General features: G+C 43.4%; 21 protein-coding genes. 3 read left to right on the top strand and 18 right to left on the bottom strand.

Annotated features, from left to right (window positions below):
* Positions 1–94: 94 nt before the first annotated feature.
* Both H7198_RS02280 and H7198_RS02285 read right to left on the bottom strand, forming a co-directional pair.
* Positions 95–1,801: a phospho-sugar mutase gene (locus H7198_RS02280; RefSeq protein WP_274458197.1), complete on the bottom strand. Its 1,707-nt coding sequence runs from the start codon at positions 1,799–1,801 to the stop codon at positions 95–97.
* A gap of 1 nt (position 1,802) precedes the next feature.
* A complete protein-coding gene (locus H7198_RS02285) occupies positions 1,803–2,480 on the bottom strand; it encodes a DedA family protein (protein ID WP_274458198.1) in 678 nt (225 codons plus the stop codon).
* A 464-nt stretch (positions 2,481–2,944) separates the two neighbouring features.
* Here H7198_RS02285 and H7198_RS02290 point away from each other — a divergent pair, with 464 nt between their 5' ends.
* From H7198_RS02290 to H7198_RS02300, 3 genes are read left to right on the top strand one after another with little or no spacing between them, the layout of a single operon-like run.
* Complete coding sequence (locus H7198_RS02290; RefSeq protein WP_274458199.1) at positions 2,945–3,961, top strand: zinc-dependent alcohol dehydrogenase family protein; 1,017 nt, start codon at positions 2,945–2,947, stop codon at positions 3,959–3,961.
* An 11-nt stretch (positions 3,962–3,972) separates the two neighbouring features.
* Positions 3,973–4,686 (top strand): fructose permease, encoded by a 714-nt coding sequence (locus H7198_RS02295; RefSeq protein WP_274458200.1) that lies wholly within the window; start codon positions 3,973–3,975, stop codon positions 4,684–4,686.
* Positions 4,687–4,722: 36 nt separating this feature from the next.
* Positions 4,723–5,109, top strand: a complete 387-nt coding sequence (locus H7198_RS02300) for a VOC family protein (protein WP_091501995.1) — start codon at positions 4,723–4,725, stop codon at positions 5,107–5,109.
* Between the two features lie 112 nt (positions 5,110–5,221).
* Here the strand turns inward: H7198_RS02300 and trxB are convergent, their stop codons facing one another.
* From trxB to H7198_RS02380, 16 genes are all read right to left on the bottom strand, one after another.
* Positions 5,222–6,199 (bottom strand): thioredoxin-disulfide reductase, encoded by a 978-nt coding sequence (gene trxB, locus H7198_RS02305; protein WP_274458201.1) that lies wholly within the window; start codon positions 6,197–6,199, stop codon positions 5,222–5,224.
* Between the two features lie 72 nt (positions 6,200–6,271).
* On the bottom strand, positions 6,272–7,144 hold the full coding sequence (gene galU / locus H7198_RS02310; protein WP_091501992.1) for a UTP--glucose-1-phosphate uridylyltransferase GalU: 873 nt from the start codon (positions 7,142–7,144) through the stop codon (positions 6,272–6,274).
* Positions 7,145–7,213: 69 nt separating this feature from the next.
* Positions 7,214–8,224 carry an NAD(P)H-dependent glycerol-3-phosphate dehydrogenase gene (locus H7198_RS02315; RefSeq protein WP_274458202.1) on the bottom strand — a complete coding sequence of 337 codons (1,011 nt, stop codon included), beginning with the start codon at positions 8,222–8,224 and terminating at the stop codon, positions 7,214–7,216.
* On the bottom strand, positions 8,217–9,182 hold the full coding sequence (hprK, locus tag H7198_RS02320) for an HPr(Ser) kinase/phosphatase (RefSeq protein WP_274458203.1): 966 nt from the start codon (positions 9,180–9,182) through the stop codon (positions 8,217–8,219). Before hprK ends, H7198_RS02315 begins: the two co-directional genes overlap by 8 nt.
* A 1-nt stretch (position 9,183) precedes the next feature.
* A complete protein-coding gene (locus H7198_RS02325) occupies positions 9,184–9,540 on the bottom strand; it encodes a phage holin family protein (protein ID WP_274458204.1) in 357 nt (118 codons plus the stop codon).
* A 107-nt stretch (positions 9,541–9,647) separates the two neighbouring features.
* Positions 9,648–10,322, bottom strand: a complete 675-nt coding sequence (gene phoU / locus H7198_RS02330) for a phosphate signaling complex protein PhoU (RefSeq protein WP_091501985.1) — start codon at positions 10,320–10,322, stop codon at positions 9,648–9,650.
* Positions 10,323–10,375: 53 nt separating this feature from the next.
* Positions 10,376–11,143, bottom strand: a complete 768-nt coding sequence (gene pstB, locus H7198_RS02335; protein ID WP_091501983.1) for a phosphate ABC transporter ATP-binding protein PstB — start codon at positions 11,141–11,143, stop codon at positions 10,376–10,378.
* Positions 11,140–11,904 carry a phosphate ABC transporter ATP-binding protein PstB gene (gene pstB / locus H7198_RS02340; RefSeq protein ID WP_441316739.1) on the bottom strand — a complete coding sequence of 255 codons (765 nt, stop codon included), beginning with the start codon at positions 11,902–11,904 and terminating at the stop codon, positions 11,140–11,142. Before pstB (H7198_RS02340) ends, pstB (H7198_RS02335) begins: the two co-directional genes overlap by 4 nt.
* An 85-nt stretch (positions 11,905–11,989) precedes the next feature.
* The gene (pstA, locus tag H7198_RS02345) at positions 11,990–12,874 is read right to left on the bottom strand and encodes a phosphate ABC transporter permease PstA (RefSeq protein WP_274458206.1); all 885 of its coding nucleotides are present in this window, start codon (positions 12,872–12,874) and stop codon (positions 11,990–11,992) included.
* A complete protein-coding gene (gene pstC / locus H7198_RS02350) occupies positions 12,874–13,797 on the bottom strand; it encodes a phosphate ABC transporter permease subunit PstC (protein ID WP_091501978.1) in 924 nt (307 codons plus the stop codon). The genes pstA and pstC overlap by 1 nt, the downstream gene beginning before the upstream one ends.
* A gap of 17 nt (positions 13,798–13,814) precedes the next feature.
* On the bottom strand, positions 13,815–14,696 hold the full coding sequence (locus H7198_RS02355) for a phosphate ABC transporter substrate-binding protein PstS family protein (protein WP_274458207.1): 882 nt from the start codon (positions 14,694–14,696) through the stop codon (positions 13,815–13,817).
* 169 nt (positions 14,697–14,865) lie between these two features.
* A complete protein-coding gene (recA, locus tag H7198_RS02360) occupies positions 14,866–15,981 on the bottom strand; it encodes a recombinase RecA (RefSeq protein ID WP_274458208.1) in 1,116 nt (371 codons plus the stop codon).
* A gap of 129 nt (positions 15,982–16,110) precedes the next feature.
* Entirely contained in the window at positions 16,111–16,686 is a 576-nt protein-coding gene (gene pgsA / locus H7198_RS02365; RefSeq protein WP_274458209.1) for a CDP-diacylglycerol--glycerol-3-phosphate 3-phosphatidyltransferase, read from the bottom strand.
* A gap of 11 nt (positions 16,687–16,697) precedes the next feature.
* Positions 16,698–17,549 (bottom strand): helix-turn-helix domain-containing protein, encoded by an 852-nt coding sequence (locus tag H7198_RS02370; protein ID WP_274458210.1) that lies wholly within the window; start codon positions 17,547–17,549, stop codon positions 16,698–16,700.
* Positions 17,549–18,802, bottom strand: a complete 1,254-nt coding sequence (gene yfmH, locus H7198_RS02375; RefSeq protein WP_441316738.1) for an EF-P 5-aminopentanol modification-associated protein YfmH — start codon at positions 18,800–18,802, stop codon at positions 17,549–17,551. The genes H7198_RS02370 and yfmH overlap by 1 nt, the downstream gene beginning before the upstream one ends.
* A complete protein-coding gene (locus tag H7198_RS02380) occupies positions 18,799–20,106 on the bottom strand; it encodes a M16 family metallopeptidase (protein ID WP_274458212.1) in 1,308 nt (435 codons plus the stop codon). The genes yfmH and H7198_RS02380 overlap by 4 nt, the downstream gene beginning before the upstream one ends.
* Positions 20,107–20,147 lie beyond the last annotated feature (41 nt).

Consider the following 20,147-nt stretch of genomic DNA (forward strand, 5'->3'; position numbering starts at 1 on the left):
TGCCGAACCGACTATCGCACAGCGGATTACCGTTAATTATGGCTTATTGCCTTTTAATAGTATACCAAAGGGTAAACTTTCTTGCAATGGTCGCTTAACCTTGAACTTTAGCAGCCATTTCCTTTTCGTAGGCAGCCAACTTTTCTTCGGCTTCCTTCTCTGAATCAGCCACAACACCGATGTAGAGCTTCAACTTTGGTTCCGTACCTGATGGACGAAGGGCAATCCATGAACCGTCAGCCAACCAGTACTTCAAAACGTTGGCCTTTGGCTGTGGCATCTTCTTAACGGCACCGGCGCGGTCAACCTGTGTTTGGCTGGCAAAGTCCTGCGTAGCTAATACCAATTGACCAGCGACTTTTTCAAGCTTTTCGTTGCGGAACTTCGTCATCAAATCCGCCATTTCCTGGTGACCAGAAACGCCTGGGAATTCGTAGGCGATTGTCTTTTCCTTGAAGTAACCAAACTTCTTGTACAAGTCTTCCAAACCATCCGCAAATGAACGACCTTCTGACTTGTAGTAGGCAGCCATTTCGGCAAAGAGTACCAATGCTTGGATGGCATCCTTGTCGTGTGAAAATGGCTTAATGAGGTAACCAAATGACTCTTCAAATCCAAAGAGGTAAGTGTAGTCCTTCTTCTCGTCAAAGCGGTCAATCATGGCCGCGATGTACTTAAATCCAGTCAAAACGTCAAAGGTTGTCACACCAAATGACTTAGCAATTTCTGACGCAAAGCGTGATGACACGATTGACGTGACAATGGCCCCGTTATCTGGCAAAGTCTTGGTCTTCTTTTTTGCCGTCAACAAGTAGTTGACCATCAAAGCAGCAATCTGGTTACCAGTCAACACTTGGTATGAACCATCGGCCAAGCGAACAGCGGCACCCATTCGGTCGGCATCTGGATCGGTTGCGACAACCAAATCCGCTTCTTCCTTCTTAGCATATTCAATACCAAGCGCTAGGGCAGCTGGATCTTCAGGGTTCGGCTTCTTAACGGTTGGGAAGTCCCCGTCCAAAATGGCCTGTTCCTTAACAATCGTATAGTTAGTAAAGCCTGCCTGCTGCAAGGCCTTTTCTCCAATATACTGACCCGTTCCGTGCAAAGGTGTGTAGACGAACTTCAAAGCCGCCCCTTCCTTCTTAATCAAATCATGGTCAACAGAGATGGTCTTAACTTGTGCTAAGTAAGCATCATCGACAACGTCATCAATCACTTGAACGGTCTTTTCTGATGCATCCTTTTGAATATCAAATGGGTTTGTAATCGCTGCACGAGCGTCAATAACGGCTTGAACGGCTTCAGGAATCATCTGACCACCGTCTTCACCGTATACCTTATACCCATTGTCTTCCTTAGGGTTATGAGAAGCCGTAATCATAATTCCTGCAAAGGCCTTCAAATCACGAACCGCAAAAGAAAGCTCTGGCGTTGGACGCAATGATGAGAAGCGGTACACCTTAATACCATGGGCAGAAAGCACTTGAGATGCTTCGACAGCAAATTCAGTTGAGTGGTGACGTGAATCAAAGGCAATCACAACCCCGCGGTCCTTTGCGGCTTGACCATTTTGATCAATGTAAGTAGCTAAGGCTTCCGTAACCTTAGCAACGGTTACCACATTAATATGGTTTGTTCCAACACCCATATGGCCACGCATACCAGCAGTACCAAAGGCCATGTCTTGGTAGAAGGCTTCTTCAACAGTATCTTCTGGCATTGCCTTTAATTCAGCTTTTAAATCAGCAGGCAAATCTGCTTGCTTCCATTCATTAAACACTTCTTTATAATCTGACATTTTACTTTTCTTCTTTCTCTTGACTAGGTTTCATAATTAAGCGAAGGACGGCCTGGCGAAACCGCTTTGACCGTAAAGTGAACACCGCAATAATAAATCCACCAACAATAATTGCTGGCAACACACCTTTAGGTAGTGTTAAATGGCCAAAGAAGTACCCGATAGTTACCATCGATAATGACCATAGGGCCGAAGCCTCAGCTGACATCTGAAAATAGGTTTTAAAAGGTAGATTCAACCGATGTGCCGACAGAGGGACAACGGTTCGCACATAGGGAATAAACCGTCCCATAATGATAAATAACCGCCACCGTTTTGGATTCAGATTTTCTGCAATTTTTTCAGACAAATCATCGTTAACATGCTTCTTAACCCAGGGAATTTTATCGACCTGCTTAACAATCCAGGCCCCCAACCAATAGTTAATCGAATCACCAATCGCTGATGCAACCGCAAATATAATCACTAAAATGACAAATTCAGTGAATGAATGGTGACGACCAGCAAAACCAGCCGCCGTCATAACCAATGCATCTCCCGGTATAAAACCAGCAACAATGGCGCCGGTTTCAATCAGTATTAATAGGAAAAGTATTGATAACTCAACTAATGAAAAATTGGCGTCTGCATGACCAATATGGGTTACCCAATCAGCCACAGAGCTAAAGGCTAATAACATGTGTTTCTTTCTCCTCTTTTGGCTGTTAAAAACAGTCGACACACTAGTAAAAAAACAAAAAGAATTGTTTTATCTTCTCCCCATTATTTTAATCATACTAGATTAACTTAAAATAAATGGTGCCTCTTTACCTACTTCCATCATACGCTATGACTGTATCAAAATCTTCCTCCAATTCTTCAATTTACTTTAAGAATCATTCTATCAAGTAAGTCATTCCGCCATCTTTTCTTGTTTATGACAAAGATTCCTTAAATCTGGTCATTCTTCTTTCTATAATAGAAAACAAAACACTCAATTAGAATCAAAAGGAAACATTGTTACATAATGTTCAATCGTAATATTTATAATAACGTCTATTAAAAGGCATTAAAAATAATTCTAAAATAGTATTGACAAAAGTTTGCTCAATTATTATTATATATTGTGTAAAGAAGAACAAAGAATATTGGAGGACACAAGTCATGGAAGCACTTGTATTAACTGGTAAGAAGCAATTGGAAATCAAGAACATTGATAAGCCAGAAGTTAAGCCTAACGAGGTATTGATCCACACTGCCTTTGCTGGTGTTTGTGGAACTGACCACGCTTTGTACGCCGGAGAACCAGGATCAGCTAGCGCTGTTCCACCAATCGTCTTGGGACACGAAAACTCAGGTGTTGTTGCTGAAGTTGGTTCAGCTGTTACAAACTTGAAGGTCGGTGACCGCGTGTCAGTTGACCCTAACATCTACTGTGGACAGTGCAAGTTCTGCCACACAAACCGTCCTGAATTGTGTGAGCACCTTTCAGCTGTTGGTGTTACCCGTGATGGTGGTTTTGCAGAATACTTCACAGCCCCTGCAGAAGTTGTTTACCCAATCCCTGACAACGTTGACTTGAAGTCAGCTGCCATTGTTGAACCAATTTCATGTGCTATCCACGGTATGAAGTTGTTGAAGCCATCTCCTTATCAAAAGGCTTTGGTTATCGGTGACGGTTTCATGGGAGAACTCTTCGTTCAAATCTTGCAAGCCTACGGTATTCACCAAGTTGACTTGGCCGGAATCGTTGACGAAAAGTTGAAGATGAACAAGGACTTGTTCGGTGTTAAGAACACTTATAACACAATGAACGGTGACAAGATTCCTGCTTCAGAATACGACATCGTTATCGAAGCCGTTGGAATGCCACAAACACAGGAATCAGCCGTTGAATCAGCTGCCCGTGGTGGTCAAGTTTTGATGTTCGGTGTTGGTGGTCCTCAAGCTAAGTTTGAAATGAACACTTACGAAATCTTCCAAAAGGAATTGACTATTCAAGGTTCATTCATCAACCCTAACGCCTTCGAAGATTCATTGGCATTGCTTTCATCAGGTAAGTTGAACGTTAAGCCATTGATGTCACACGAATTGTCATTGGCACAAGTTGATGACTTCGTTAACGGTAAGCTTGGTGTTGTTTCTAAGGCTGTCGTTAAAGTCGGTGGCGAAGAAGCCTAAAGGTAAGTATCATGCAGAAAAGTAAACGAACACTTGGTTGGGGTGCGTCCCTTTCCTTCTTCGCCTTTTCACTGGTCATTAATTCCATGGGTAACGTGCTAACGATTGCAACGAGTCAAAAGATTCACCCTGCATTCCTTGGTTCTGCCTACTGGACGGCCGCCGAAAACGGCTGGAACATTTCCTTCATGGGAAATACGTCATTCGGTCTATCAATTACATTCTTCGTTGTTGGTGTTCTCATCGCTTTGTTGAATATGATTCTTGATCGAAAAGTTGATTTAATTCGTTTCTTCGGGAACTTGGCCTTTATGGTTCCCTTCTCAATGCTAATTGGTGCTTTCTCTGACTGGTTTAACAAAATCATGCCAGAGGCTGACGGATTCGGAATGCTAGCACTGTACGTTCTACTGAACTTCTTCGGTGTTACATTAATTGCTATTGCCATTTCTATCTACCAGCGAACGAACATTGTTCTCCACCCCGCTGATGATTTGATGCAAATTCTACGCTTCAAATACTTCAAGGGAAACGCTGGAATTGCGATGTGGGTATCCTATATCCCCCCTACTATTATTGGTCTAATCGCCCTCATCGCAGTTCCAGACTTCTCAAACTACGGTTTGGGAACAATCTTCGCCTTCCTCTTCCAAGGTAATATCACTGGATGGGCTGATAAAGCGGTTTTCAAGGATCTTAAGCACCAAGGCATTACAATCGAGTAAAATAGTATACTGTTAATAAAAAAAGGATGTGTTCACATGGCATTAACTGATTATTTTGACGATATCCAACACGTTGGTGTTCCAACTACTGACTTAGACCGTGCTGAAAAGTTCTGGTCAAGCATCGGTTTTAAGAAGATTGGTGAATTTGCAGCTGGTCCTGTTAAGTTCATGCAATATGGTCACCTTGTTATCGAGACATGGCTTGGTGATGAAGGTACTGGTAAGCCTGGTGCCATTAACCATATTTCAATGAACACTTCAGACGCGGATGCAGCCTTTGAAGAAGCTAAGAAGATGGGACTTGATCTTATCGATACAGAAGTGCAGCACTTGCCTTTCTGGGAACACGGTATCAAGTTCTTCAACGTTCGCAACCCTGACGGTGTTATCGTTGAATTCTGTGAAAAAGTCAAAGGCTAATCATAGCTGAAAAAAGCAACCTCAAGTTAATGCTTGGGGTTGCTTTTTTATTTGTATAAAACAAAAAAGCATAGCTAAATTTAGCTATGCTTTTTCTATCAAAATATTCTGTTTATCCTTCAGACCGGTTAGCAGCAATATAATTGTAAGCCGCTTGGCCAGCTAAGCCACCATCCCCAACGGCAGTGGTAATTTGGCGCAATTCCTTGGCTAAGACATCCCCAGCAGCGAAAACACCAGGAATCTTTGTTTCCATCTTTTCGTTAGCTTGAATCCAGCCTTGCTGATTCGTAATACCAAGACTAGTTAAAGCTGCTGTATTTGGCTTTAATCCAATATAGATAAAGACACCGGCTGTTTCAAAGGTTGACTGTTCTTGCGTCTGGTTATTAAGCAATTCAACAGACTTTACTTCTTCCCCGTCCCCCTGAATAGCAGTAACAGACGTGTTATAAACGAAGCGTAAGTTATCCTTCTTCATTGCCCGTTGCTGCAAAATGGGTTGTGCTCGCAACTGGTCACCACGAACAAAAACCGTCACATCTTTTACGATGTTAGCCAGGTAGATAGCTTCTTCGACAGCCGAATCACCACCACCAACAACAGAAACTGATTCGCCCTTAAAAAAAGCAGCGTCACAGACCGCACAGTAGGAAACACCCTTTCCTTGGTAATCTTCCTCACCAGGAACACCAAGGTGGGTGTGCTCAGATCCGGTAGCGATAATCACAACTGGCGCCTGTAAGTCTCCCATGTCCGTATGAACGACTTTTTCTTGGTTATCTAGGACATCAATCCCCGAAACAGAACCAAAGCTGTATTCGGCACCAAATTGGGTTGAAGAGGCATACATCTTTTCAGATAAGTCTGGGCCCATAATTTTGTTGTAGCCAGGATAATTCTCAATTTCGGCGGTATTGTTCATTTGACCACCATAGATACCCTGGTCAACCATCACAGTTTTTAATTCAGCTCGTGAGGCATAGGTAGCGGCCGTCATCCCCGCAGGACCTGCTCCGATAATGATGACATCATACTTTTCAATTTCAGCCATGGTCTCTCCTTTACCACTCAGAATTAACGTAACCATATTGTACATTTAAAAGGTACAATAGTCTACAAAAAAAGAAGAGGTAATCTAGACCTCTTCTTAGAAAAAGAATTAGAGCTTTGCAGCCAATTCCTTAATGTAAGCACGCAACTCGTCTTTAACTTGTGGGTGCTTCAAACCAAAGGTAATGTTCGTTTCAAGGAAGCCAATCTTTGAACCGATGTCGTAGCGATCACCAGTAAACTTGTGAGCGTAAACATGTTGACGGTTGTTCAACGTGTCAATGGCATCAGTCAATTGGATTTCGCCACCCTTACCAGGCTTTGTCTTTTCCAATTCTTCGAAGATTTCAGGAGTCAACAAGTAACGACCGATGATAGCCAAGTCTGATGGTGCTTCTTCTGGCTTTGGCTTCTCAACGAAGGACTTTACTCGGTAAAGACCATCCTTAACCTTAGCAGCTGGGTCAATCACACCGTATTCAGATACTTGTTCGTGTGGCACTTCCATAACAGCCAACGTTGATTCACCAGTTTCGTGGTAACGGTCAATCAATTGCTTTGTCAATGGCACTTCATCTTGCATCAAGTCATCGCCCAAGAGAACAACGAATGGTTCGTCACCGATGAAGTCCTTGGCAGTCAAGATAGCATCACCCAATCCCTTAGGATGTGATTGGCGAATAAAGTACATGTTGATATCAGTTGTTTCTTCAACCAATTCCAACAATTCCAACTTATTCTTTTCACGCAAGTTGTTTTCCAACTCAGGGTTTGAATCGAAGTGATCTTCGATAGAACGCTTTGACTTCCCATCGACAACAACGATGTCTTCAATTCCAGAAGCAATCGCTTCACGCACGATATATTCAATCGTTGGTGTATCAACGATTGGCAACATTTCCTTTGCCAAAGCCTTTGTTGCTGGCAAAAAACGTGTTCCCAAACCGGCCGCTGGGATAATAGCTTTACGTACAGGTTTCATTGTTTCCTACTTTCTTTTCGGAGATAGTAATCTACCACCGTATTCTTTCTTATTATACCAAAAAAATCGCTAATCTTCAGCCTTTAAAGGTCGAGTCATCAAATCAGTAATGCCTTGATCAATTGTCTTGCCTTCATAGATTACTTGGTAAAGTGTCCGAGTGATTGGTAATTCCAAATCAAATTCTTTTTCAAAGTCGACCACGGCCTTGATGGTGTTCACACCCTCAATAACCATGCCCATCTCTTCTTCTACCTGAGCTAATGGCTTACCCGAAGCCAAGGCCACACCAGCACGGTAATTACGTGAGTTAGGTGACATTCCGGTCACAATCAAATCACCAATTCCAGCTAATCCTAAGAAAGTTTCGGGCTGTGCACCAAGCGCTTGGCCAACACGACGAATTTCAACTAACCCACGTGTGAGCAAGGCAGCTTGTGCATTGGCACCATAGCCCTTTCCAATCAACATTCCAGAACCAATAGCGATGATGTTTTTTAATGCACCACCAAGTTCTGAACCAATTAGGTCTGAATTAGTATAAGGACGGAAATTCTGATTAGCTAGGGCTTGCTGCAAAGCCTTCGCAGCAGCAACATCATCCGAACCAATTGAGATAGCTGTTAAGTCACCCTTCACAACGTCTTCAGCGTGTGATGGGCCGGAAATAACGGCGAGACCAGTATATTGCTTAGCCGGTACTTCTTCCGCAATCATTTGTGAGATACGCAAGTGCGTTCCCTGTTCCAGTCCCTTTGCCGCATGGGCCAGGATAACCTGCTGATTCAATTCTTCTAAGACAGTGGTCAATTGTTTGGCTACCATACGAATTGCTTTCGTTGGTACCACAAACAGAACAATTGAAGCACCGTCAACAGCTAACTTCATGTCATCAGTTGCAATTAGGCTAGAGTCTAAGCTTGCCCCTGGCAAGTAGCGTTCGTTGCGGTGGGTACCGTTGATTTCAGCAGCCTGTTGCGCCTTATGTGACCAAATTGTCACTTGATTACCATTTTTAGCCATCGTATTGGCTAAAGCCGTTCCCCAGGAACCAGCTCCAAGTACAGCAACCTTAGTCATGTTTCTTTTCCTCTGCGTCTTCCTTCTCGTTAGCTGAAATTGCCTTATCCATTCGCTGCTCGAGAGTCTTCAAGGCGTCATAGCCCATGTTTTGAGTTCGGAACTTAACCGCCGCCGCATCAATTACCGAAGCTGTGTTTCGACCAGGCGTAACTGGCACAACCATCTTCTTAATTTTGACACCAAGGATTTCCAAAGTCTCGTCTTCATTGCCAAGACGGTCAAAGTTTTCCTCACCAATCTTTCCGTTGGAAAGGTGGATGTTCAAGCGCACTGAAGCATGGGAACGAACTGAAACCGCTCCGTAAACCTGTTGAACGTCAATGATTCCAACACCACGAACTTCCATCAAGTTTTGTAGAACTTCTGAAGGCTGTCCAATCAAACGTTGTTCATCCTCTTGGTGAATATCAACTCGATCATCGGCAACCAATCGAGCCTTCCCTTGCTGAATTAATTCCAATGCAGATTCGGTCTTACCAATACCGGCATCTCCAGTAATCAAAACACCCAATCCATGGACATCAATCAAAACACCATGTACCGATTGACGGGGCGTTAATTCGCCACCTAGGTAGTAAGTCATGTTTGACAAAATCTGTGAAGAAGTTAAATGAGTCGTTAAGATTGGAATATGTGCTTCATCAGCAGCTTGTTTCAATTCATCTGCAATTGGCAAATTAGTTGACACAACAAAGGCCGGTGTCTGCGCGTCTGCCATCTTGCGGTAAACCATTAATAGTTCATCGTGTGACATTCGCTTTGAAAAGGAGGTTTCAGTGATACCAAGCAGCTGAACACGCTCTGGTGCATAATACGTAAAGTACCCCGTCATCTCTAATCCAGGACGTGAAATGTCAGCCGTTGTAATTGGCCGATTCAAATATTCAGTACCAGATACGATGTTTAGCCGGGTGTTATCAACCAGCTCTTTAACCGTTACAGTTTTTTCTGCCATGTTATTGTCTCCTAATCTGAATATGTGTTGGGTTCATAAAAATTACATTCGCAATTGTGAGGAATAAGGCGACTAAGAAAGCCCACCAGAAACTTTCAAAATGAAATCCAGGTACAAACCAAGCAGTTAATTCCAACATCATTGCGTTAACAATCAACGAAAAAGCACCTAGACTAATGATTAAAAGTGGTAAAGATAAAATCATCAACAGGGGTTTTACTAACTGATTCAGTGCGGTTAAAACGACTGCAGCCACAGCAGCGGCCGTCATGTTTGCCAAAATAAAACCAGATGGAAACATTAAGGCACAGGCCAAGAATACAGCCATGTTAATGGCCACTTGCATAATGAAACGCATAGGCTCTCCTTTGATTATTGTACTAGGTCTATTATAACAAAATCTAAGTATAGCTTAAATTAAAACACATAAAAAAGCCCTAAAATAGGGCTTTTCGAGACTTTTAATTAAATAAAGTAGTTATAACCAGGGTTCAATTCGATAATCTTACCTGTTCGCTTATAAACAATCCATTCGGCAATGTCGGTTGTGTAATCACCAATACGCTTAATGTATCCAGCAATCACCAAGTAATCCGCAGCTGAGTCAACAAGTTCAGGATCTTCTTTCATCCCCTTCACTGATTCAGTACGAACCTTAGCGGCTGCGTTTGACAACTGGTGGTTCTTAGAAGCAATCGCTTCGGCCCCTAAGGCGTCATTCTTAACGTAGTAAGACATAACTTCAGAAACCATACCTGAAACCAATTCACCCATTTCACCCAGTTGCTTTTCAACTGGCTTCATGTGCTTTGTTCCCTTCACACGGATGGTTGACGTTGCAACGTTACGTGCCTGGTCACCCATTCGTTCAAGAACAGAAACCGCCTTCAAGATGGTCACAATTTCACGCAAGTCAGTTGTCACTGGCTGGTAAAGCGCAATCATTTCAAAGGTCTTCTTTTCCAAAGCCGCTTCACGTTCATTGATTTTATAATCGTTATCAATGATCTTACGAGCGCCTTCACGGTCGTGCTTAATAAAGGACTGCACAGCCGCTTGAATTGTTTTGGCAACCAATTCACCCATTTCAGTAAAGGATGAGTCCAAATCTGCTAATTCATCATCAAATAGTCGACGCATGGCAATGTTCCTTTCAAATTATATAGCCAATATAAAGCAAGTCAATCAAATCGTTATCCAAAACGTCCAGAAATATAATCTGCCGTTTCTTGCTTCTTAGGGTTAATGAAAATCTTTCGTGTGTCGCCCACTTCAACCAAATCCCCATTCATAAAGAAGGCAGTTCGGTCAGAAATACGAGATGCCTGTGACAAAGAGTGCGTCACGATAATCATGGCGTACTTATCACGTAGTTCAAGCAAGGTATCTTCAATGTTGTGAGCAGATACTGGATCCAAAGCTGATGTTGGTTCATCCAACAAAAGTAACTTTGGCTGAGTGGCGAGCACTCGCGCAATTGAGACACGTTGCTGTTGTCCACCAGACAAGCCCAAGGCTGACTTACCTAAAACATCCTTTACTTCATCCCAGATGGAAGCAGCTTTCAAAGATTCTTCGACAGCCTTATCCAAAACGGCCTTATCCTTCACGCCTGAGAGACGCAAACCGAAGGCAACGTTATCATAGATTGAGAATGGGAATGGATTGGGCTGTTGGAAAACCATTCCAATTTGCTTACGCAATTCAACCGTATCCATTGTTGGCGCGTAAATATCCTGTCCCATGAAGTTAAAGGAACCAGTAACAGTCACGTTATCTTCCAAATCGTGCATGCGATTCAAGGCACGCAGGTAGGTTGACTTACCAGAACCGGAAGGGCCGATTAGAGCCGTAATCCCCTTCTTAGGAAAGTCGAGGTCGATTCCATGCAAGGCTTCCTTTTTCCCGTACCAGAGCTTCACGTTACTTGTTTCTAAGATTGTTTCATTTTCTTTTGTCATCCAAAATTACCTGAAATATAATCGTCGGTCAACTTGACCTTTGGTCGTGTGAAAATCTTACGAGTCAAGTCATATTCAATGACCTTTCCCTGGTGGAAGAAGGCGGTGTAATCAGAGATACGAGCCGCTTGCTGCATATTGTGCGTCACAATAATGATGGTGTAGTACTGCTTCAATTCCATCAAAGTCTCTTCGAACTTAGCTGACGAAATTGGGTCCAATGCAGATGAGGGTTCATCTAGCAACAGAATATCAGGCTTCAAAGCCAAGGCACGAGCAATCACAAGACGCTGCGCCTGACCACCAGACAAAGCCAAGGCAGACTTGTTTAATTCATCCTTCACCTGGTCCCACAAAGCAGCCTGCTTTAGTGTCGTTTCAACGATTTCGTCCAACTCTGCCTTGCTGTACTTACCACGACGAGTCAAAGCGAAGGTAATGTTGTCGTAAATGGACTTGGCAAATGGATTAGGACGCTGGAAAACCATCCCAATGTGGCGACGCATCTCATAGACATCGATGTCCTTTGAGTTAATGTCCAAACCACGGTACATGATTTTTCCAGTAACGTTAGCCACACCATCGTTCATTCGGTTTAAGGAACGAAGGAAAGTTGACTTACCAGAACCGGACGCCCCAATCAACGAGGTAATCTTATAACGTTCAAATGATAAATCACCTTCAGAAAGGGCCAGCTTATCACCGTATCGAACTTGAAGATTCTCAGTCGACAAAGCAATTTCATGACGATCGCTATCCATTTGATAAACAAATCGTTCAGGACGCGTATCCGAAATAAACTCTGAAACTGGTTTTAATTCTTGCTGTTTATGTGTCATGTTAACCTCACGAATTCGTTAACTTCTTGTACAGTAAAGTACCAAGACGACGTGCAGAGAAGTTGAACAAGAGTACAACGATAATCAAGACCGCTGAAGCCCCTGCAGATACTGCTGACAAATCGGGCATGATTCCTTCGGAGTTAATCTTCCAGATGTGCACGGCCAATGTTTCAGCAGGACGGAATGGTGAGAGAGGAGAAGCCAAGTTAAATGGGTTCCAATCGCCAAAGTCCAAAGTTGGGGCAGACTGTCCCGCAGTGTAAATCAATGCGGCCGCTTCACCAAATACTCGACCAGCTGAAATAACAACACCTGTCACGATTGATGGTACTGCTGCTGGCAAAATAATGTGAATAACCGTTTCAAAACGAGATAGCCCCAAAGCTGCACCAGCTTCACGCTGCAAGTTTGGTATCTGACTCAATGACGTTTCAATCGAACGAGTCAAAATTGGTAAGTTAAAAATCGTTAAGGCAATCGCCCCTGACAAGATTGAGAAGCCGAAATGGAACTTCACAACGAAAATCAAGAAACTGAAAAGGCCAACAACAACTGAAGGCAATGAAGACATCACTTCAATGGCCGTTCGAATAATTGAGATAAATAGACTTGGCTTAGCGTATTCATTCAAATACATCGCCGCTCCCAAAGCAATTGGGAAGGAAATCAACATGGCCAAAATCAACAAGTAAAAGGAATTAAACAATTGAACTCCAATTCCACCACCAGCTTCAAAAGAGCGGGCGGCCCCTGTTAAGAAATGCCAGGACAAGTGTGGCAAACCACGAGCGAGAATAAAGGCTAGCATGGCAACCAGGACGAGGGCAACGGAGGCAGCGATTGCGTAAATCACGCCTGTTGCGACTTTATCGGCAGTCTTTGCATTCATTATTTCATCGCTCCTTTATTTCCAATAAAACGAATCAAAATGTTAAAGAGTAGTGACATTAACAAAAGAATCATCGCTAGTGACCAGAGAACATTGTTTTGCAATGATCCCATGACCGTGTTACCAATTCCCATGGTCAACACGGACGTCAAAGTCGCAGCGGGTGAAACTAGTGAATCTGGCATGTTGGCCGCGTTACCAATAACCATCTGCACAGCCAAAGCTTCACCGAAGGCACGGGCCATTCCAAAGACAATAGCGGTTAAAATACCCGGCGTTGCCGCACGAAGCACCACCTTGTAAATCATTTGCCAGCGAGTTGCCCCAATGGCCAAAGCTGATTCACGGTAGTGACGTGGCACCCCCTTCAAGGTATCAACGGTCATCGACGTAACCGTTGGTAAAATCATAACGAAAAGGACAACAGTTCCGGAAAGAATTCCCAATCCTGTACCACCAAAGACGCTTCGGACAGCCGGTACAACGACAGTCAAGCCGATAACACCGTAAACAACGGAAGGAATTCCAACAAGCAATTCGATAACAGGCTGCATAATCTTAGCACCACGCTTTTCAGCAATTTCGGTCATGAAGACGGCCGTTCCAATTGCAAATGGCGTAGCAATAATAGCAGCTAGGAAGGTAACGGCCAGTGAGCCAGTAATTAGTGGCAAAGCACCAACATCTGGCTTACCAGTCGCTTTATTGACAACACTGGGATTCCAGTGAGTGCCAAATAAGAATTCTGAAACAGAGACTTTATCACTTGTAAAAGTCGCCATTCCACGGGTAATCACAAAGCCAAAAATCAACACCACGATTGCGGCAATCAAAATCAAGGCTGAAATTGAGATAGCTTTTCCAAATCGATCTTGCTTGGTCGATAAGGAAGTTTTTTTAATTTTTTCAGTAATTAAATCCATTATTCAGTCTACCCCTTTTATTTCCGGGTAATTCGACCGTTTAAATCACGATCAATTTGCATGTTATACATTGAGATATAACCCAACTTTTTAACATACTTCTTCTGGAAATCCGCTGAGTTCATGTACTCCAGGAACTTTGCCGTATCACCAGTTGGCTTACCCTTGGTATAAATATGCTCATAAGACCAAATTGGGTAAGTACCGTTTTCAACGTTGGCATCAATTGGAGCCACCCCGTTTACACTAACCGTCGTCACATCGTTAGACTTATAGGCGAAGGCTACGTAAGAAATGGCACCAGGCGTACTCTGGACAATGGACTTCACCATTCCAGAAGAATCCTGTTCCTGTGCTTCCTTCGAAGTCTTACCACCCATTGCCCACTTTTCAAAAGCGGCACGGGTTCCCGAACCAGCAGCACGGTTAACAAGAACAATCTTTTGGTCATTACCACCAACTTGTTTCCAGTTGGTAATCTTACCAGTAAAAATGTCTGTCAACTGACTAAGGGTCAGGTTGTTAACACCAACGTTTTTATTAACGATCGGCATAATTCCAACAACGGCAACTCGGTGATCGACAATCTTCTTACTGTCAATCCCCTTCTTTTCTTCAGCATAAAGGTCTGAGTTTCCTAGAGAAACCGCTCCTTGTGCAATTTGCGACAGCCCAGTTCCAGAACCACCACCTTGAACCGTAACAGAAACACCTGGGTGTGTTTTCTGGAAGTCTTCACCGGCAGCTTCAACCAATGGCTGAAGGGCCGTTGAACCGACGGCAGTGATTGGTGCATTGTTTCCATTCTTATCTCGTGTTTGATAAGCAAATACGAGCAAAGCTCCAATGAAAACGACGACAAGGGTCGTTATGATGGACCCGCGATGCGATCTTTGCATGAGCGCTTTTTTCCCCCACTGTGTGCAAAAGATAAACTAACAACAGAAAAAATGTTCCTGAAAGTGTTTCGATTGCTACGCAAACACGAAACAAAATACTTAGGAACAAGCACATTATAACAAAAAAAAGCGTACTGGACGCTTTTTGAAATTAATTTAATATTAACTTTTAAATGATTGGTTCATCCGTTAATTGGTCGTCATCGGCTGGCTTAACCTTCTCAGAAACGTTTTCGGCCGCTTCTTCTTCGACTGGTTGTTCATCTCCAATACCGTATGCGTTACGAACCTGACGATACAAATCAGCACGTAATTCTGCGTGTTCAGGGTCATCAAGATATTCCTTAGCACGTTCACGTCCCTGACCAATACGCTCACCCTGGTATGCATACCAAGAACCAGCCTTATCGATGATATCTTGGTCAACAGCAAGGTCCAAAATTTCACCGGTTTGTGAAATACCCTTACCGTACATGATATCAACTTCAGCAACCTTAAATGGAGGGGCTACCTTGTTCTTAACCACCTTTACCTTGGTTAAGTTTCCCATGACATCGGACCCATCTTTAATTTGAGTTGAACGGCGCACTTCCAAACGAATTGTTGAATAAAACTTCAAGGCGCGACCACCAGGAGTCGTTTCAGGGTTTCCAAACATCACCCCGACCTTTTCACGAATCTGGTTAATGAAGATGGCAATGGTACCAGTACGGTTTAACGTACCAGCCAACTTACGTAAGGCTTGCGACATCAAACGGGCCTGCAATCCAACGTGGGCATCCCCCATTTCACCTTCAATTTCAACACGGGGAACCAAGGCGGCAACGGAATCAACAACCACCATATCAACGGCCCCTGATTGGACCAAAGCGTCGGCGATTTCCAATCCCTGTTCACCTGTATCAGGCTGTGAAAGAAGCAATTCATCCTTCTTAACGCCTAATGCTTCGGCGTACTTAACATCCAATGCGTTTTCGGCATCGATATAAGCAGCAGTACCACCGGCCTTTTGAATTTCGGCAACCGCGTGTAAGGCAATCGTTGTCTTTCCTGATGATTCAGGACCATAAACTTCAACGATTCTTCCCTTTGGATAACCACCAACACCAAGGGCCACATCCAACTTAACAGAACCAGAAGGTGACGTTTCGATTTGCGTTGTTTGGTTATCACCAAGGGTCATGATTGATCCCTTACCAAAGTTCTTTTCAATTTTCTTAAGTGCTTCGTTTAAGGCAGCCTGACGACCGTCCTTTTTATTATCACTCGTTTTCTTTGCAACCATTTTGAAAACTCCTTATTGTCTATCAACTAGTTTACGGATAATCTTTCTAAAATGCAAGACTTTTCCGAACATTTGTTCGTGTCTTTTTTTCGTCTTCATTTCATTAAACGAAAAAAGCGCTTAATGCGCTTATAGTCCGTCAGCAAAAACCGAGCGGTTCTGCCAGAAGTAGTCGATTCCTGAGTAAATTGTAAAGAATACAGCGATGTACAAAAGCACCTCTCCGATTGGGAACCCAATCCCTGCAAATGGCCAATCCTTCAAGTAAAGGAAGAAAATAGCAAACATTTGAGAGAAAGTTTTAATCTTACCTGGCCATGCAGCGGCAAGAACCGTCCCATTATTTTCAACAACCAATGTCCGCAAACCAGTAACAGCTAATTCTCGAACAACAATCACCGTTGTAACCCAAGCTGGAATTTGCAAGAAGGCTGTGAGATAAATCAAAGCCGTCATAACTAAAAGCTTGTCAGCCAATGGATCAAAGAACTTTCCGAAGTTCGTAACCAAATGCTTACGACGTGCAATTTGACCGTCCAAGAAATCAGTTAGCGAAGCAACCGCAAAGACAATCGCCGCAATCACCCAATTCAAGTTAGGTTCTGTCATAAAGATTGATTCATCCTGTCCTGGCCAGGAAAGAACAATCATAAAGACTGGAATTAAGATAATACGAAATACAGTTAATTTATTTGGTAAATTCATCAAACCGTCCCTTACTTACTAAAGTTAACCAATACGTTCCAAACTGTAGCACCAGTTGGCAAATTTGGCACATCAACGTGTGTATTGTTCAAAGTCAGAGCAACATGACTAATCTGACCTGCCGTAATGGTAATCGAAGCTGTGTTAGCTGACAAATCAACACTCTCTTCAGCATCTTTTGTAACAGTCTTGTTGAAGAGTACCTTACCAGTTCCATCCGTTACCTTCAAAGTTGTATCGCCGTTTTGGCCCTTAGCCACTAACTTATGTGATTGAGTCAAAGCGTTGGACACGTTATAGGTTGTCTTTTTGTTCGTTGTATCAGTCTGTGGGTTCTCCAACTTTAGCGTATTAGCAGATGATGAAGAAACAACAGAAGAGGACTGTGGAACGGAAGATGAAGCTACTTGAACTGTATCGTTCGAAGAGCTACCGTTTCCACCACTCATACGAGTAATAACAAACCAGACAACACCAAGAATGGCAATGAGGATAATCAATAGCCAAATCTTAGGAATCCATCCCCGGAAACGTGACTTCATGCTTTCACTGGAACTTGTTCCAGCACGAACAACCCCATCGTCATCACGATGAGCATAGGAGAGATCTGATGACACGTAAGGATCAAATTCAACCTCTTCAAATAAGTCGTCGGGGTTTAATCCAACGGCCTTTGCAAACTTCTTCGCAAAAGCACGGGTATAAAAGGGACTAGGAAGGACATCTGTATCATCTTCCTCAATCGCCTTCAAAAACTTTGGCTGAATCTTCGTGATTTCTGCCAGTTGTTCAAAGGAGTATCCCTTCGCCTCACGGGCTTCTTTCAATTCTTGCCGTACTTCACTCGTTAAATTTTCAACCATTATCTCGACTTCTTTACAATAAATCGGGTCAGCGGACCCTGTTCCAAAGCGACTTGGCAATACGCCAGTAGGTCACTCTGCTTGAACTGTGTTATTAGTTTCATTTTATCAAAGAGTGAATAACCGTACAAGAGAAAATCTTCATCTAAAGCCTGTCTGGACAAGCGGTCTTGGCTTTGAATACTCTCACCAATCAAGCCCTTTTGTAACAACCGAAAATCATTACCCGACTGCGCAATGACTTCTTCTATTTTTTCCAGTCGCTCTCGAATCAATTTCTCCTTTTTATCCAGCTCTTCGCCTGCAGTAAAGAAAGTCATGTAGGCATAAGAATCGACAATCGTAACCTCATAGTCAAAGTCATCCCCAATTAGACCGGATTGATAACAGTCCTGGTACCAGTCGCTTTGTTCACCAAACACGATATCCAATACCATTTCAGCTAGTTGAACCTGTTCAACAGTTGACATTCCAGGCACTAAATGAAGCTTTTTCAAGAGTCCCATCCGGGGCAAAGAGACCGCCATCTCTTTTCGACCATTCCCTTTTGAACGGTCATTAATAGGACCAACCGGAAGCCCTTCTTGAGACAAGGATGGCTCGACTTTTACTTCTTCTTGGATACTCTCTACCCACTCGCAAACTGTATCAAAGTCAAAATCCCCCACCACCGTCAAAACTAAATTCCCCGGTTGGTAAAAAGCTCGATGCACCCGGTACAGTAGTTCCGGTGTTATTTCCTGCAAGGACTCCGCCGTTCCGGCAATGTCTTCAGCCATGGCAGTCTTGGGATAGGCCGCTGTTAAAAGTCCCTGATATAAGACGGTAAAAGGATCATCCTGATAGCTAGCAATCTCCTCTTCAATAATCCCCCGCTCTCGCTCCACACTTGCTTTAGTAAAGTAAGGCTCCTGAACAAAGTGCATTAAAATCGATAAACTTTCCTGAATATTTTGATAGGCCGAAAAATAATAAGCTGTTAATCCATTGGACGTAAAGGCGTTGCCATCGGCTCCTACGTTTGCTAATTGAACTAAAGCATCGCCGTCCTTTTTATCAAAGAGTTTGTGTTCGAGAAAGTGAGCAGTCCCGGCTGGTATCTTTTCAAAATCTCCCTTTTCATTCATAAAGTGGTCACTTAAGGAGCCAAATTTAGCCGCTAAGGACACAACGCTTTGTTTGTAGCCTTTCTTTTGGACTAGGTTGACTTCGAGTCCATCTTTTGTATGAAAAACTTTAATCGAGTCCGTCATCTGCGCTTCCCCTCTTCTTTTTGATCATCTCTTTGACCAGAAAGCACTAAGCTAGTCTTTTCAACCATCTTCTTTGCCAAAGTCGACACAGCATCTAAAGAAACCCCTTCAACTGCCTTCAGCAAATCAGACGAAGAAATCGACTCTTCCGCTAGCATCTTTAATAGTCCTTCGACCGCTTGCCCTTGTGCGTGGTCCTCTAGTCGAATTCTATCGGACAACACGGCCTGCTTAGCCTGAGAAAAGCGCTCCGGCTCAACAGACTTTCCTTGAATTTTAACTAACTGCTCTCCTACCAAAGCCTTGATTCGTTCTGCTTGTTCTGGCCGGCATTCCGCCAATACGGTGATCAAGTTCAGGTCAACCTGTAGTCGAGATGAAATGTTATAAGCTAAGGACTCTTTCTCTCGAACTTCCGTGAAGAGAAGTGACGAAGGGCCCGCCCCAAACAACGAGTTTAAAACAAGGGCTGCTGCAATCTCATCCTTTTTAACAGGCAATTGATAGTTCATAATTGTTACCGCCTGTTGAAAACCAGCCACCTTAATCTTTTCTGAATTCTTCGCTTTCAAACGCGGTACATTAACAAAACGAGTCACCGATTCTAAGCTATCTTTCAACGGCCAAGAACGTAAAGCAGCCCTTAATTTATCCTCCTGAACAGCCCCATGTGTGAATAACAATCTTTCATCAGAATTCAACATCTCCGCGTAAGCCTCTTCTAGATTTGAAACACTGAGTGCTTCAATCTCCGAAACGTCTCCAAGAATGGATTCCTGCAGCGCCTCATCTTCAAAGAGTCGAACACGTGATTCATCAAGGGCCTGGGCGACTTTATCATCCTGTCGGGACAAGATAGCCTGAATCAAGTTTTGCTTTTCAACAGATAGCAATGCGGGATTTTCCTCTAGGACTTTGAAATCGAGTCCAAAGGCCATCGAACGAAGAAAGTCAAAAACCCCTTCTAACACTTTTTGATCAGAGAGTCCTAAGTCCTTCAGGCACTCCTCCTTGACGAAGGTGATGGAGAAGAGAATTAGGTTCATATTTCCGTAGGCCAAGACCTTCACAGAATAGGAAGCACCGTATAGTTCCATCAGCTCTTTCGATACCGCCTGCTGGCTCGGATATTTCGTTGACGATACCGCCATCAAGTAGGAAAGCAAAGCTCGCGCACTTGTTGCATGCTTTCGGGCAGGCTGTGCAAAAGCCAGCATCATCACATTGCTATTAAACTGCTGACTATGAACCTGTTTGACACGGTAGCCCATGAATTCATCCGTCTTCATCATTTTTTCACCCATTTCTGCTAAAAAAGTCGCTACCGGGATTCCAGCGCGACCTT

The organism is Fructobacillus sp. CRL 2054, assembly GCF_028764065.1.
Taxonomy (GTDB): domain Bacteria; phylum Bacillota; class Bacilli; order Lactobacillales; family Lactobacillaceae; genus Fructobacillus.

Bases quoted from the DNA above. Each gene is read 5' to 3' on its own strand.
- pstA (WP_274458206.1), bottom strand. From the start codon at position 12,874: ATGAATGCAAAGACTGCCGATAAAGTCGCAACAGGCGTGATTTACGCA.
- hprK (WP_274458203.1), bottom strand. From the start codon at position 9,182: ATGGCAGAAAAAACTGTAACGGTTAAAGAGCTGGTTGATAACACCCGG.
- galU (WP_091501992.1), bottom strand. From the start codon at position 7,144: ATGAAACCTGTACGTAAAGCTATTATCCCAGCGGCCGGTTTGGGAACA.
- H7198_RS02290 (WP_274458199.1), top strand. From the start codon at position 2,945: ATGGAAGCACTTGTATTAACTGGTAAGAAGCAATTGGAAATCAAGAAC.
- trxB (WP_274458201.1), bottom strand. From the start codon at position 6,199: ATGGTTACGTTAATTCTGAGTGGTAAAGGAGAGACCATGGCTGAAATT.
- pstC (WP_091501978.1), bottom strand. From the start codon at position 13,797: ATGGATTTAATTACTGAAAAAATTAAAAAAACTTCCTTATCGACCAAG.
- pstB (WP_091501983.1), bottom strand. From the start codon at position 11,143: ATGACAAAAGAAAATGAAACAATCTTAGAAACAAGTAACGTGAAGCTC.
- H7198_RS02285 (WP_274458198.1), bottom strand. From the start codon at position 2,480: ATGTTATTAGCCTTTAGCTCTGTGGCTGATTGGGTAACCCATATTGGT.
- H7198_RS02280 (WP_274458197.1), bottom strand. From the start codon at position 1,801: ATGTCAGATTATAAAGAAGTGTTTAATGAATGGAAGCAAGCAGATTTG.
- H7198_RS02300 (WP_091501995.1), top strand. From the start codon at position 4,723: ATGGCATTAACTGATTATTTTGACGATATCCAACACGTTGGTGTTCCA.
- pgsA (WP_274458209.1), bottom strand. From the start codon at position 16,686: ATGAATTTACCAAATAAATTAACTGTATTTCGTATTATCTTAATTCCA.
- H7198_RS02325 (WP_274458204.1), bottom strand. From the start codon at position 9,540: ATGCGTTTCATTATGCAAGTGGCCATTAACATGGCTGTATTCTTGGCC.
- pstB (WP_441316739.1), bottom strand. From the start codon at position 11,904: ATGGATAGCGATCGTCATGAAATTGCTTTGTCGACTGAGAATCTTCAA.
- H7198_RS02355 (WP_274458207.1), bottom strand. From the start codon at position 14,696: ATGCAAAGATCGCATCGCGGGTCCATCATAACGACCCTTGTCGTCGTT.
- H7198_RS02295 (WP_274458200.1), top strand. From the start codon at position 3,973: ATGCAGAAAAGTAAACGAACACTTGGTTGGGGTGCGTCCCTTTCCTTC.
- H7198_RS02380 (WP_274458212.1), bottom strand. From the start codon at position 20,106: ATGGGTGAAAAAATGATGAAGACGGATGAATTCATGGGCTACCGTGTC.
- recA (WP_274458208.1), bottom strand. From the start codon at position 15,981: ATGGTTGCAAAGAAAACGAGTGATAATAAAAAGGACGGTCGTCAGGCT.
- H7198_RS02315 (WP_274458202.1), bottom strand. From the start codon at position 8,224: ATGACTAAGGTTGCTGTACTTGGAGCTGGTTCCTGGGGAACGGCTTTA.
- yfmH (WP_441316738.1), bottom strand. From the start codon at position 18,802: ATGACGGACTCGATTAAAGTTTTTCATACAAAAGATGGACTCGAAGTC.
- H7198_RS02370 (WP_274458210.1), bottom strand. From the start codon at position 17,549: ATGGTTGAAAATTTAACGAGTGAAGTACGGCAAGAATTGAAAGAAGCC.
- phoU (WP_091501985.1), bottom strand. From the start codon at position 10,322: ATGCGTCGACTATTTGATGATGAATTAGCAGATTTGGACTCATCCTTT.